General features: G+C 37.6%; 14 protein-coding genes. 4 read left to right on the top strand and 10 right to left on the bottom strand.

Annotated elements, in window-relative coordinates; translation table 11 throughout:
• Nucleotide 1: 1 nt before the first annotated feature.
• Nucleotides 2-373, bottom strand: a complete 372-nt coding sequence (locus tag DRF60_RS15665) for a BlaI/MecI/CopY family transcriptional regulator (RefSeq protein WP_116012945.1) — start codon at nucleotides 371-373, stop codon at nucleotides 2-4.
• A 106-nt stretch (nucleotides 374-479) separates the two neighbouring features.
• On the opposite strand from DRF60_RS15665, the gene DRF60_RS15660 reads away from it, so the two are divergent.
• On the top strand, nucleotides 480-1,697 hold the full coding sequence (locus tag DRF60_RS15660; protein ID WP_116012944.1) for a PQQ-dependent sugar dehydrogenase: 1,218 nt from the start codon (nucleotides 480-482) through the stop codon (nucleotides 1,695-1,697).
• A gap of 82 nt (nucleotides 1,698-1,779) precedes the next feature.
• Here DRF60_RS15660 and DRF60_RS15655 read toward each other — a convergent pair whose 3' ends face one another.
• The 8 genes from DRF60_RS15655 to DRF60_RS15620 all read right to left on the bottom strand — a co-directional run bounded on the left by DRF60_RS15655 (nucleotide 1,780) and on the right by DRF60_RS15620 (nucleotide 11,710).
• Nucleotides 1,780-4,212: a TonB-dependent receptor plug domain-containing protein gene (locus DRF60_RS15655; RefSeq protein WP_116012943.1), complete on the bottom strand. Its 2,433-nt coding sequence runs from the start codon at nucleotides 4,210-4,212 to the stop codon at nucleotides 1,780-1,782.
• A 162-nt stretch (nucleotides 4,213-4,374) separates the two neighbouring features.
• Nucleotides 4,375-5,532 (bottom strand): pyridoxal phosphate-dependent aminotransferase, encoded by a 1,158-nt coding sequence (locus DRF60_RS15650; protein ID WP_116012942.1) that lies wholly within the window; start codon nucleotides 5,530-5,532, stop codon nucleotides 4,375-4,377.
• A 2-nt stretch (nucleotides 5,533-5,534) separates the two neighbouring features.
• Complete coding sequence (locus tag DRF60_RS15645; RefSeq protein ID WP_116012941.1) at nucleotides 5,535-6,614, bottom strand: FAD-dependent monooxygenase; 1,080 nt, start codon at nucleotides 6,612-6,614, stop codon at nucleotides 5,535-5,537.
• A gap of 241 nt (nucleotides 6,615-6,855) precedes the next feature.
• On the bottom strand, nucleotides 6,856-8,232 hold the full coding sequence (locus DRF60_RS15640) for a tryptophanase (RefSeq protein ID WP_116012940.1): 1,377 nt from the start codon (nucleotides 8,230-8,232) through the stop codon (nucleotides 6,856-6,858).
• 93 nt (nucleotides 8,233-8,325) lie between these two features.
• On the bottom strand, nucleotides 8,326-8,943 hold the full coding sequence (locus tag DRF60_RS15635) for a DUF502 domain-containing protein (RefSeq protein ID WP_116012939.1): 618 nt from the start codon (nucleotides 8,941-8,943) through the stop codon (nucleotides 8,326-8,328).
• A 24-nt stretch (nucleotides 8,944-8,967) separates the two neighbouring features.
• On the bottom strand, nucleotides 8,968-9,546 hold the full coding sequence (gene miaE, locus DRF60_RS15630; RefSeq protein WP_116012938.1) for a tRNA-(ms[2]io[6]A)-hydroxylase: 579 nt from the start codon (nucleotides 9,544-9,546) through the stop codon (nucleotides 8,968-8,970).
• A 75-nt stretch (nucleotides 9,547-9,621) separates the two neighbouring features.
• Entirely contained in the window at nucleotides 9,622-10,710 is a 1,089-nt protein-coding gene (locus DRF60_RS15625) for an acyltransferase family protein (protein ID WP_116012937.1), read from the bottom strand.
• Nucleotides 10,711-10,822: 112 nt separating this feature from the next.
• Nucleotides 10,823-11,710 (bottom strand): neutral zinc metallopeptidase, encoded by an 888-nt coding sequence (locus DRF60_RS15620; protein ID WP_116012936.1) that lies wholly within the window; start codon nucleotides 11,708-11,710, stop codon nucleotides 10,823-10,825.
• 195 nt (nucleotides 11,711-11,905) lie between these two features.
• Here DRF60_RS15620 and rplU point away from each other — a divergent pair, with 195 nt between their 5' ends.
• The 3 genes from rplU (at nucleotide 11,906) to DRF60_RS21960 (ending at nucleotide 13,120) form a co-directional block, all read left to right on the top strand.
• Entirely contained in the window at nucleotides 11,906-12,481 is a 576-nt protein-coding gene (gene rplU, locus DRF60_RS15615) for a 50S ribosomal protein L21 (RefSeq protein ID WP_116012935.1), read from the top strand.
• A 12-nt stretch (nucleotides 12,482-12,493) separates the two neighbouring features.
• The gene (rpmA, locus tag DRF60_RS15610; RefSeq protein WP_111953703.1) at nucleotides 12,494-12,751 is read left to right on the top strand and encodes a 50S ribosomal protein L27; all 258 of its coding nucleotides are present in this window, start codon (nucleotides 12,494-12,496) and stop codon (nucleotides 12,749-12,751) included.
• A 201-nt stretch (nucleotides 12,752-12,952) separates the two neighbouring features.
• Nucleotides 12,953-13,120, top strand: a complete 168-nt coding sequence (locus tag DRF60_RS21960; RefSeq protein ID WP_449384870.1) for a bacteriocin-like protein — start codon at nucleotides 12,953-12,955, stop codon at nucleotides 13,118-13,120.
• A gap of 154 nt (nucleotides 13,121-13,274) precedes the next feature.
• Here DRF60_RS21960 and DRF60_RS15605 read toward each other — a convergent pair.
• Nucleotides 13,275-13,939 (bottom strand): DUF5686 family protein (locus DRF60_RS15605; RefSeq protein ID WP_238640224.1); only part of this gene is annotated, 665 nt, incomplete at its 5' end.

Genomic DNA, 13,939 nt, shown 5'->3' with positions numbered 1-13,939 from the left:
TTTATTCTTTTATCTGTTGATCTATTATATCACGGAGTTCTTTCAACTGCTTCTGACTGAACTTTGCATTAGAAGTAAAAAATGATGCAAACTGAGTCACCGAGCTGTTGAAAAAACGGTCAATCATGGAGGTCATTTCCTCATTAAAATATTCCTCTTTCACCACTTTTGGATAGTATTCACGGGAATTTCCATACAATGTATAACCTACCAGGTCTTTATTCTGCATTCTTTTCAGCAGAGTGGCGATGGTTGTCGCGGCAGGTTTGGGTTCAGGATACGAATCAAGAATGTCTTTCATGAAAACTCGCTTCTTTTCCCAAAGGATTTCCATAAGATTTTTTTCCGAATCGGTTAATTTTATCTCTTTCATTCTACAACGTTGTAATTTATTCTACAAATGTAGAATAAAAATTTTCATCTGCAAATTTTTGTGGCATTATTTTTCCATTATTTTTGTTATCACTAATTACAATACTATGAAAATCAACCCAATTTATGTACCGGCACTCAGTGTTTTTTTACTTTTATCCTCATGTAAGAAGAACAATGCAAATGCCCAGCAGACAGGAAAAGACGGTAGTGTAGAAACCGAAAAACCGAATACGAATTATAAGCCCGCTTTTGATGGACAAACCAGAATTAAAGCTGTAAAGACCACAACAGCCTATAAAGTTGAAGTCCTTAATAAAGACCTTGGCAGGCCATGGGGAATGGTTAATCTTCCTGACGGAAGGTTTCTTATTACTGATAAAAACGGCCATATGAATGTAGTTTCAACAAATGGAAAACAGGTTTCTAAAATTGAAGGATTTCCAAAAGTAGATTCAAAAGGACAGGGAGGAATGCTGGATGTAGCTCTTGATCCGGATTTTAAAACGAATAATATTATTTATTTCAGTTTTTCAGAACCGTTTGGCGAAGGAAATCTGACTTCGGTAGCGAAAGGGAGACTCTCAGCAGATCTTAAAAATATTTCAGAAGTTAAAGTTATTTTCCGTGCAGAACCTTCCTATGATGGTGATAAGCATTATGGAAGCAGGCTGGCTTTTGACAGGGACGGCAATTTATTTGTAAGTACCGGCGAAAGATCAGACAAACAAACAAGAGTGTATGCCCAGAAAACAGATAATTATTTAGGAAAAATAGTAAAAATCACCAAAGACGGAAAGCCGGCTCCCGGGAATCCATTTATTGGAAAACAGGGATATAAGCCGGAAATTCATGCCTATGGTATAAGAAATCCGCAGGGAATGGCAATAGACCCGAACGGCACTCTTTGGGATGTTGAAATGGGCCCCAGAGGTGGTGATGAAATCAATCTGATACAGCCAGGAAAAAATTATGGCTGGGGAGATGTGACTTATGGAATTGAATATTCCGGATCCAAAGTGGGAGATGGTATTACCCAAAAAGAAGGAACAGAACAGCCCGTTTATTATTGGGATCCTGTAATTTCTCCGAGTGGAGTCACTTTCTATACCGGAAATATTGAGGAATGGAAAGGAAATCTTATCATCGGATGTTTAAGTGGCGAACACATTAACAGGATTGTTATGAAAGATAATAAGGTGGTGGGGGAAGAACGCCTTCTTGCTGACCAGAAAGAGCGTTTCAGAGATGTGCTGGATGGAATTGATGGTAGCCTGTATGCCGTCACAGACAGCGGAAAACTCTATAAGATTTCTAAAAAATAAAAGTGGCTGTATCAGCAGATTATTTCAACAAAATCATACTGGTGATTATTATTTACACTGATACAGCTACATTATATTATTTTTAAAACTTAAAATTAAGTCTTGCGAAAGCCTGCCTTCCTGCAAAACCCATCTGTACAGGATCGAAAATACCTCCGGATTCTGTATTACCATCTACATGTGCCGTCTGCAGAGTAGGATAGCGGTTAAAAAGGTTTTTGCTTCCTATTGTAAGATTAAAGCTTTTAGAAAACTCATAGCCGAAGGACAGGTCGGTAGTCACTTTTGCACCATAAAGCTGGTAGTCATCTGCACCGTTGTAGCCTATCAGCTTTACCTTATCAAATCTTACCAGCTGAAGATTGGCATTGAACTTATCAATTTTGTAATTTAAATTCAGATTGACCTTTGTTTTAGGAGCGGATGCTAAAATAAATGCTCTTTCTCTCGCACTCAGATAGACATCTTCTTTTCCTTTTAATTTTTCTGAAGTGTTTATCCTGGTGATTTCCATTTCGTTGTAGTTACCTGCTAAAGTAGCGGAAAGCTTTCCCGAACCAATATTTTCCGTGTAGCTTAAGATAATATCAACACCTTTTGTTCTGGTATCTATTGCATTGGTGAAAAACTGGGCCTGGTCGATATGGTTATCAGCTAGTATTTGGCCTATAGCATCATCATCCTGTGTGAAATTTCCTGTCAATACAATTCGGTCTTTTACTTTAATGTAATATCCATCCACTGTTGCCGTGAACTTTCCTGTATTGAAAGTGAAGCCAGCACTTCCATTTAACGAGGTTTCTTGCTTTAATTGTGGAATTCCAACTGTTTGTGCCAGGTCACTATCATTAGCTGCAAGCTGTATCGTTACAAGGTTTCCCCCTTGAAAGTTTGTAAATTGAAGACTGTAATACTTCTGTGCGAGAGAAGGAGCTCTGAATCCTGTAGAAACCGAACCTCTGAATGCAAATTGGGGAGTAATAGCATACCGTGTCGCAAATTTACCATTCAAAGTACTTCCGAAATCACTGTAGTTTTCAAACCTTCCTGCCACGCTGATCATCCAGTCTTTGGTAATGTCGAGTTCAGTGTCTACATAAGCCGCAAAATTATTCCTGTTTTTGTTAAATTCCTGTGAATATCCCGGAAACCCTTGAGAACCGCCGGGACGTACATCACCTGATAAAGGATTGGTAACAAGCAGGTCTTCAGGAGTATCGGTTGTTACAATGTTTCCGTTAATGTCATACATTGCATAGGATGCTTCTTCTCCTTTGATGATCCCAAACTCTTCATACCTGAACTCGGATCCGAAAGCAACGTTTAGCCCCTCCAATACCTTAAACTGTTTTGAAGCATTAAAACCGGTTGTATTCTGCAAAAGAGAATGTCCGCCGGCATTAAAACTCGTAGGAGATTTTATTCCCAGAGTTGCGTTGATGGTATTGTCGATCTGATAAGTAAATCTGTTGCTTCCAAATGCATTGTAAAAATCGACATCCCAGTCAGCGACTTTAAATTTCAGTCCATTGTCGAAAGTGAAATCCGTAATGCTGGTATTTTGCATAGGATTAAATCCATTGGGATATACTTCCGGAACGTTTCCGTCCGCATCTGCTGATCTTGTCCATGCATAAGCATTCGTCTTACGATGGGAAAATCCCTGGCGGGAATAGAATTTCAAGCCGTCAGACAGAGGAAGCTCTATATTTCCGAAGAAATAAATATTCTGAGATTTTGCATCCCCAAACCTTTCTCTCGGAGATGAATACTTTTCCGGATTGGCATTCCGTATGGTACGGTCTTTATTGACAAATTCAACAGTGAAATTACCGAAACCTCCTTTGTTGCCTATTTGGGTTCCCAGATTTCCGCTGAAATCAAAAGTAGTTCCGTCTACTTTATGATCCGACACCACATCTTTGTTCCCCGGGCTTTTAAAAAGATTCATTCCATAAAAAGCATTCCCCTCAAAACCATGGTTACGGTCATTAAGAATAACATTGATAACTCCGGCTATTGCGTCAGATCCATATTGTGCAGAAGCTCCGTCCCGAAGTACTTCAATCCTTTTTATTGCCCCGATCGGAATGGTGTTCATATCCGATCCTGTATTTCCTCTTCCTTTTGTTCCGAAGACATTGATCAGTGAGGACTGATGATATCTTTTTCCGTTCAGTAAAAGAAGGGTCTGATCTGGCCCAAGTCCTCGGAGGGTTGCAGGGTCTGTTGCATCAGCGCCGTCTGACCCAGACTGCTTATTGGAATTAAAGGAAGGTGCACTGAACTGAAGAAGCTGGTTCACTTCTATCTGCCCCGTCGACTGGCTAACCTGTTTGATATCAATTACATCAACGGGAACAGGAGTGTTGGTAACAGTTCTTTTTTTATTCCGGCTTCCGGTAATAGAAATTTCTTCTATTTTTGATTCCTTAGAAATTGTATCATTTGTATTTTGCGAATACAGCATGGATACTGTTCCTAAAAAAAGAACACTTGTGTACTTCAATTTCATATTTCGTATTTATGTTAGTGATTGTATCAAAAATATTGAAATTAACTGTTAAATCAATACGAAAATATGTTATTGTGTAAGAATTATTTAAATTACGTTAAATTTTCACCAAATAAAGAAAAATTTTAATTAATAATATAAAAAACACGAAATTTTTTAACTTTAAAAACTTTTGATAATGCGGTTAAGTCCCTCTTCCAGAATTTCCGTGGAAGTAGAAAAGCAGATCCGGATATGACCTTCAGCACCTTTTCCAAACCATCTTTCAGAGCCGGGAACAACTGCTACTTTTCCCTCTTTTAAAACGTGCTGTGTAAAGGCTTCGCTTGAAAATCCATTTTCAATTTTCGGAAAGATAACAAAAGTAGCTTCGGGTAAATTAGGGGTTAAAATACCGGAATTACTCAATATACTATAGGCAAGATCCCTGTTGTGCTGCAGGTGATCAAGGAAGTTACTAAACCAGGGTTTAGCCTTTTCAATAGCTACACTTGCTGCAATTTGTGATAATGTGGAAACACCCTCAATGGTAGAGTTGAACTGGGATTTTTCGGTGAAATCATCTAAAAGTTCCTGATCATTACACAAAACAGCTCCAATTCTTAAGCCGGCAATTCCGAATGATTTTGAAAAACCAAAAATAGTAAAGCTCTTTTTCTTTGCAGCTTCTGATACTGAAGAATAGGTATTGAATTGTTTTTTATCATAAATAATATCACTCCAGATCTCATCACTCATTACCCACAGATCGTGAGTTTCAGCTATTTCGGAAATTTTTACTAAAACCTCTTTTGAATAAACTCGTCCCACCGGATTGTGAGGATTACAGATGCTAATCAGTTTTGTTTTTGATGAGATTAAAGAAGTCAGCATTTCAAAATCTATCTCTCCTGTTCTGGAATCAACAGCGCATAATTTGATGTTTCCACCCGCTGCTTCCACTGTTTTTTTGAACAGGAAATCAACAGGGTCGAAAATAATAGCCTCATCCCCGGGCCCCAGAACATATTTGGCAATCAGAAACATCCCTTGGGCGGCACTGTTTACAGCTAAGATATTTTCCGGTTTGAAACTTCCGTTTTTTTCCGTATTAAAATGTTTTGTAACGCTTTTTTTGAATTCGGGAATTCCTGAAAACGGTCCATAGCTGAGGTATCCGTCTTTAATGTATTCAATAATTCCTTGCTCGATCTCGGGAGACATTCTGAAATCCGGATCTGCTGCTGTTAAAGGAATAATCCCGTTTTCCAGAGTCGCCCATCTTCCGTTATACGCTTTTCTTTTCAGGGCTTCGAAATTGATATCTTTATTTGTAAACATTTTTATTTGTATGAAATTGGTAAGGTGTTTTTTTGCTGCTCGTTTAATGGCAGCAGAAACTGGTTCAGTAATGCTCTTCCGTTTTTGATGTGGATCTCAATTTCTGCTTTTCTCACTTCCTCATATTTTTGAAAAGTTTCCGGGAGATTATTCCCTTCCAGTAAGAGATTTGTTAAAACATAAGAATCTTTTAGAGCCGAAGTAACACCCTGGCTTGTAAAAGGAATCAGGGGGTGAGCTGCATCACCTATGAATACAACGTTTTCGTAATAAAAAGGGTTGAGTTTTTCCAATTCATACACCCTCCATATGTGTGCATTTTCATAGGTGGAATCATTGATGATCGAAGAGATAAGAGGATTCCAGTCTCCGAAATTATCTACAATGAACTGTTTGATGCAGTCTGGGGTATAATCGTCATTGATGAAGAATCTGGTTATATCAAACTGGCAGTACCAAAGGATTTTTGTAGAGGAAAGTTTTAATACTCCGAAAGTAAGTCCGCCGTTTTCATGATGAAATTTCAAAAAATTGTTTTCAAGTCTGCTGGCAATTTCTTCATTTTCGATAATATTGACCACTTCATTTTCTAAAACGGCTTTCATTTTTTCATCCTCAAAAATTTTTCTTCTGATTCTGCTTCTTGAGCCGTCTGAAATAATTGCCAAATCAGAATCTAAATAGGTTCCGTCATGCTTTTTTAGTTTCCCTTTTTGGAGATTGCATGGAGATATTGTTTCTTCATATGAGATCTTTTCAGCCGGAATATTCTGGGCGAGAATCTTGATCAGAGAGTTTCTAGAGATAACAAAAACATCATGGAGATCCTTTTCTGCAAGTATTTTCCCTGTATGTGAGTACCGGATGTATTTCTTTAAAAACTTACCCTGTTTATAGAGTAAGGAAAGGTCAATAATCTGTGAAAGATATTCTATCCCTTCTTTGGGAAGAAGAAAGCCATGACCGGTAAGATCATCCTGTTTTCTCCTTTCGTAAATGTGGTAATCTAATTGGTGTTTTTCTAAGTAATTCGCTATGCTTAAACCGGAGATGCCGGCGCCCACGACGGAAATTTTCTTCACTTTCGGAATAATGGATTTTTTCAGTTAGTGTTTCTGTTATATTTCTTAATATCGTTTTTTGGAAAGTGCAAATGTAAAGTAAAAACATTAATTAATTTAAGGCGATAATTGAATTTGGCTTAAAATTATTTGAAAATAAAATAAAAAGCATGACGTTTTATGTGTTTTTGAAGAAGTGGAATTAATATTTTATTCAATAGTAGTAGATAAAAAAACCGGGAAATAAATCCCGGTTTTATTTTTATGCTTCTTCAAGCTGTACTGTAAAGTGTCTTAACAGGTCCGGCTCCCAAGTAATTTTATATCCTTTTGAGATTTCCTCACGCCTTTCATAAACATTTTTGATTGCTGCCGCAATATAATCCATGTGATTGTTCGTGTATGTTCTTCTTGGAATGGCAAGGCGTACCAGTTCCAGTTTTGGATAACGGTTTTCCCTGGTTTCGGGATCTCTGTCTGCTAGTAGCGTACCGATCTCTACCGTTCTGATTCCGGCTTCTTTGTAGATCTCTAGTCCTAGGGTTTGTGCAGGATATTCCGCTCTGGATACTTTTGGAAGGAAATTTAGAGAATCAATGAATACCGCATGACCACCAATTGGTTTCTGAACTGGAATTCCATATTCCATTAGCTTGTTTCCAAGATATTCAACCTGTGAAATTCTGCTTTCAAGGTAGGTGAACTCAGTCGCTTCATTTAAACCTACAGCTAAAGCGGCCATATCTCTTCCGGCCATTCCTCCATAGGTGATGAACCCTTCATATATAATTGTAAAATTGGACGCTTTTCTGAAAATTTCCTCACTGTTTAAGGCAATAAATCCTCCGATATTAACCAAGCCGTCCTTCTTGGAGCTCATCGTCATTCCGTCTCCATATGAGAAGACTTCTTTACAGATTTCTTTAATGCTTCTGTTTTCCTGACCGTTTTCTCTTTTTTTGATGAAATAAGCATTTTCTGCAAATCTCGCTGAATCAAAGAAAACTGGAATTCCATAACGGTTGGACAGTTCTCTTACCGCTTTCATATTTTCCAATGAAACAGGCTGTCCCCCTGAAGAGTTGCAGGTGATCGTAATCAGGCAGAAGGGGATCTTTTCTTTAGGATAGCTTTTATAAACTTCTTCTAATTTTTCTAAATCGATATTTCCTTTAAAAGGGTGTAAGTCGTTAATGTCAAAAGCTTCATCAATAGTACAGTCGATAGCATGTGCTTTTCTAAACTCGATGTGACCTTTTGTGGTGTCAAAATGGGAATTTCCGGGAACTATATCACCTTCTTTAACAAGAACTGAGAAGAGAACATTTTCTGCGGCTCTTCCCTGGTGGGTGGGTAATAAATATTTAAAACCGGTGATCTTCTCAACGGTGTTGTGAAGCTGTTCAAAAGAGCGGGATCCAGCATAGCTTTCGTCTCCGGTCATCAGTGCGCCCCATTGTCTGTCAGACATGGCTCCTGTTCCGGAATCGGTAAGAAGGTCAATAAAAACCTGTGATGATTTTAGATTAAAAAGATTATAATTGGCTTCTTTCAGCCATTGCTCTCTTTCTTCTCTTGTGGACTGGTAGATCTCCTCAACCATTTTAATACGGAATGGTTCCGCGTACGGTAATTTCATGCGTTAAAATATTTTATTAGATTGTTTGTAAAGAAAATCTGTTTGAAAATAATTTCAAATCCATCAATGTATATTTAAAAGGAACAGAAAAAGCTATTCCGGAGCTTTAAATATATTGTCATCTGAATGGAATCCTGCGACACCGCCGCTTACCGCAAACTTCATGGCAGAAGCAGCTGTCATTCCCACTACAGGTTTGATGTTTTTTTCTTCAGTAACAATTACCCATCCTGAAATAGCATAAGAATGGGGCAGATATACCGCAACGTAATTGTGCTTTTCAACGTCCGACATTTCTTTTTGGGTCAGAAAGCCGATTCTCCAGATCTCAGGATTTTCATTCGTCTTTACCCAGACAGGATCGTTGAATTTCTTTTTGTCTCCTACAAATGATGACATGACGTCTTTTGTAGGGGTATAAATATGCTTTACTCCCGGAATTTTTTCCAGAAGGCTGTCCATGGTATCGACAAAGAATTTCCCTACTACAAATTTATTTCCGAGATATCCCAGAACTGCTGTAATGAGGAGTGTTGAAACAAAAACCAGACCCGGAATCTCTTTTGCGACAGAGGGAATAATATTGTCAACAGCGCTTACAACATACCAGATCACAAAGATGGTAAGCCCGATTGGGCCAATAATAACCAGCCCCTGAAAGAAGTTTTTCAGAAAAAAATTGGCAATATTTTCGAAGGTCAGTTTTTTCAACGCGGATTCTTTACTTTTTTATTTTTAACCGTGGATTGTTTCTTTGTTTCCGTAAGATTTAATGATATTGGCTTCATATTCCAGCCACGCGTCCCAGCGTTTGTTTACTTTTTCAGGATTTCCAAGCTGTCTTGCAAATCCTATAAATGTTGTATAGTGGTTAGCTTCAGAGATCATAAGCTCTTTATAAAAAGTCTTGAGCTCTTCATCTTTAATGTTTTCAGTAAGAACCTTAAATCTTTCACAGCTTCTGGCTTCTATCATAGCAGCAAAAAGCATTTTGTCTACAATTAGATCTTCCCTGCTTCCCTGGATGATAAATCTGGCCAGTTCATTCACATAATCATCTTTTCTCGGCCTTCCAAAAGCATAGCCTCTTTTTTTTATGATTTCGTGCACCTGATTGAAATGATCAAGCTCTTCCTGCGCAATGGCGAGAAGCTCCGTAACGATTTCAGGATATTCGGGAAGCATAGTGATTAAGCCGATAGCATTGGTTGCTGCTTTCTGCTCACACCACGCGTGATCCGTTAAAATTTCTTCAATGTTTTCCTCTGCAATATTTGCCCATCTTGGATCGGTGGGAAGTTTCAACTTAAACATGCTTTGAATTTTCTGTAAAATTAAAATAAATTGCGATAAGAAAAATTATTTTATTTCAAATTGATTGCTAAAGCTTTAAGAAGTTGTTTTTTTTCTTAAAAATTCCAGAATTTTCCAGCCCATATCATCCACTTTCTTCAATCCGAACGCAATAATGAAAGCAAGGATTACATTGATGATATAAATTAAGATCATGAGCATCCACCACGGTATGTCTTCCTGTAAAGTAACCACAATAAAATATACGAGAGATGAGCTTATACCCTGTGCGAAATAAAAGAATATAGCATTCTTACCAATGTAGGTAACGAAATTTTCTTTTGTAATTTTTAGTCTGTTATAGAGTACAAATAATGTCGTTAACGAAAATAATGACCAAATGATATAAGGGATTTTTGGTGGGAATTTGTTCTTATTGATTTTATAAAAGATGTCGTTTCCGTAATACCAGAACATACAGATCAAGGCTGCTGCGACTATTGCATATAGAACAGGAATTACTTTTGCGGGGATTTTTTTACCACGCATTCTGTTGGCAATTAAAAAGATGGCAAGATAAAAGGCGACATAGCCTACCTGCCCTCCAGGATAATATTCCGGAAAAATATTGAATATTAAAGTCAGAGCCAGGCATAGTCCTGTAAACCAGTTGACATGTTTTGGGAAGAATCTTAAAATCAGCACTCCGAAAACCGCCAGAATGAAATATACTTTCAGATACCAGAAGCTTCCCATGACAACCGGAAAAGTGTCTGCGTTGGTGTACTGATGAAGAAACCAGTTCCCCAGATTCTGCCATTGCGGAATATCTGATACGCTGGTCGCTGCATATTTTGAGCCAAAGGTTGAATAGAAGTTCTGGAGCCATTCCATAGAAAAGAATGTTAATCCGAAGACTTTGAAAAAATAATCCAGAAAAAACAGAAATGTTACAAAGATCATATAAGTGATCTGAAGTTTTAATAACCTGTAGAATGTTTTTTCGATGTTCGATCCTGAAGTAATTCCGCTTAAAGCATAAAAGAGGGCTACGTCAAATACCAGGGAAAATACTCTGACCTCGGCAGGAATATAAAACTGCCCGGACCAAAAAGCGGTATGGATGAATATAATGGAGAGGGTTGCCATTCCCTTTGCAAAGTCGATGTAGAGATCTCTATTCATTTATTGTAGGATATGGTTCAAAAGTAATAAACTTTGGGATATTTATTGAATAAATTAAAAGAGACAGAACATTGCTGCCTGTCTCCTTTGTTAAATATGCTAAAAATGAATGTTATTTAAGTTGCTTAAATTCTTCTTCAGAAATCTCTCCGCTTTGGATCTTTCTAAGCTCATCGATATATTGGCTCATATATGCATCGATCTCAGGGTTCATAGTGTTTTTCCCCATTTTGTATGTGCCGTTTAATACGCCCTGATAATAGTAGAAGAAATTGTAGTCAAAATTGGCTGCGTTAAGATCGTACTGCCCAAGAAGGAAGCCTAACCGTACGGCAGATCTTCTTTGAGGGGGAGTTCCGTGGTGATTAGCGCTGGTGGTCTGGTAGTCTCCGATACTCTGTGCGAACTCATAAGCTGCTGCAATTTCAGCGAAACTGGTTTTGTTGTATCCGTTTGGCCTTCTTAAGTAATATCCTGCGAAACCATCCGCTTCCAGTTCGTTCGGCCTTGCTGTAAATTCGCTTACAGTGGGAAGACCGAAAATGTACTGTAGCTGGTGGCCATATTCATGAGCAAGGATCATGGCATTCACGATATCTCCTCCTTTGTTCTTTGCGTCTGCATAGATTGCGTAACCATAATAAATTTTTCCTGTGGAATAAGAGATTGCATTGTAAGTAGAGTTGAAATTGGACGGATCGTCTACAAAACGAAGAGTAGGGTTGCTTCTTCCCCAAAGACTGGCGATTTTAGTCATCTGGGAGTTCATGAAGTTGGTATCTGCTGTGTTCGGAAGGCCGGTTTTGAGTATTGCAGTTGAGCTCCAGTACTGATCTACATAAGAGCAGCTCTTTTGAAGTTCTCCGGGTTGCTCGATCTTTGAACTTACAGATTGAGATTCGGGAAGGACAGATTCTTCCATTTTGTCATCACGGCACGCTGTTAATGAAAAAGCGGCAATGGCTCCTGCAAATAAGCAGAATTTAAAGTTTCTTTTCATATAAAATATTTTTTGGTGATAACGAAGGTATAAAATTATCTCTTAATTATGAGCATATTAATATGGAAAATTATTCAAATCATAGTGAAATGATTTTTTATCATGTTTTTACTAAAAAAATACGGGACTGATTGTAAGGTATTTAGAATTTTATTCATATATTTGCACCTCGAAATAACTAAAAATTTATAAACAATGTTTGCAATTGTAGAAATAGCAGGGCTTCAATACAAAGTTGAGCAAGACCAGAAGTTGTTTGTAAACCGTTTAAAAGGAGAAAAAGGAGACAAAGTTTCTTTTGACAAAATTCTTCTTACTGTAAACGGTTCAATCACTGTTGGCGCCCCAGCTGTAAACGGAATCACTGTAGATGCAGAGATCCTAGACCACGTAAAAGCTGATAAAGTAATCGTTTTCAAAAAGAAAAGAAGAAAAGGTTATCAGGTAAAGAACGGTCACAGACAATCTTTAACTCAAATTAAAATCACTGGTATCACTGGTTTTGACGGAAGTACTAAGAAAGCTGCTAAAAAAGAAACTGTAAAAGCTGAAGTTCTTTCAGACCATGCAACTGTTAACTTTGGTGAAGATCACGAACTGAACTATCACTTAAAGAAAAACAACCTGTCTCAGTCTAAAGAAAACAGAGAAACTTTAATTACTTTAGGTAAGGCGGTTAAAGTTGAATTAGAAAAGAATGTTCTTACTCACGAAGAAGTGGATGCTGCTATCGTTAAGAATATTGATCAATTTAAAGCACTTAACAAATAATCCAGTAATAAAATGGCACACAAGAAAGGAGTCGGTAGTTCCAAGAACGGTAGAGAGTCTCACTCTAAGAGATTAGGTGTGAAGATTTTCGGAGGACAAGAAGCTATTGCCGGAAATATTATTATCAGACAGAGAGGTACGCAACACCACCCAGGTGAAAACGTGGGTATTGGTAAAGACCATACTTTGTTTGCATTAGTAGACGGTAAAGTAGTTTTCAGAAAGAAAGCAAACAACAGATCTTTCGTATCTGTAGAGCCAAACGCGTAATTATTTAAGCGTTTTATAAAATTTAAACCTCAGTCAATGGCTGAGGTTTTTTTTTGTGTTTAATTTTTGTAAAAAGAAAAATATTTTCGCTAATATTCTTATTGTAGTGAAATATTTATATATTTGTTAACTATCAACTAACAAATCATTTGCGGAAGCCGAAAAGCAGATAGAGTAGGCGACAAATTAAAACAAAATACTATGAAAAATCTAAAAAAGCTATCTAAAAAAGAATTGAGAACAATTGATGGTGGTGCTTTAGCATGTCCTCCTCCAGCAACTACCTGCGTAGAATGGTGCACATGGACTCCACAACAGAGATTAATGTGCCGTAATATGATTATAGATCCGGAACCATGTGGATGTTAAAATAAATAAAGTTATTGAAAAAGGAAACCTCAGCAACGCTGAGGTTTTTGTATTAAAGAATATACCAGTAAAAGTTTAAAACCTGTTATGTTTTGCAGATACCTTTTATCTGATTATAAAAAATCTCTTGTCAACTAGGATAAAGAGCTGTATTTTAAAATCCTACCTGGAATCCTGCTTTTATTCCGAATGTGGAAATATCGGGTCTGTCAAGATAATTTCCTCTCCAGTTAAAATCTACCCTGAATATCCTGAGGTTTCCGATTCCGATATTTTCAATTCCGAAACCATATTCAAAATAGATCTGTTCGCTTGGCGCTGAATATTTGAACCCGTCTACATTAATGGATTTAGAGGCATCACTTAAAGTTCCGTAAGCGGTTCTGATAAATGCAATTTCCCTAAGTTTCAGCTTTTTAATCAAAGGAATGAATGAAAGTATTTTTCCATTGAAATGATGTTCAAGATGAAGCGTTGAGTAGGTGTCTGCTACAAATTCATAATAATTAAGCTGTGAAAATGTATTCTGCGCAAGGCTGTATGACTGGTTTCCCGGGATTACATTCTGCAGTGCCAGAGGAACTGTGTCAAAAGTTTTTCCTGCTTCAAAGTTAACAATAGTTTTACCCCAGCTTCCGATCAGAATAGGCTTGTAGAACATGAATTGAAGGCGGTTATAGTTGAAATCGCCGTTAAAAAGCCCTTCAATTCCTCTAGTGTACTTCAGGATAATAGTTGGAGCCAGTGTTCCGTGTTCGTAGCGGTCAACTCCTGTCTGGGAGAATTTTGCTCCGGGTCTTGCAATTAAACTTAAAGTAA

The sequence above is a fragment of the Chryseobacterium elymi genome (assembly GCF_003385495.1).
Lineage (GTDB): Bacteria > Bacteroidota > Bacteroidia > Flavobacteriales > Weeksellaceae > Chryseobacterium > Chryseobacterium elymi.
Note: the sequence above shows the minus strand (reverse complement) of the source record. Positions and strands in the feature narration are given on the sequence as shown.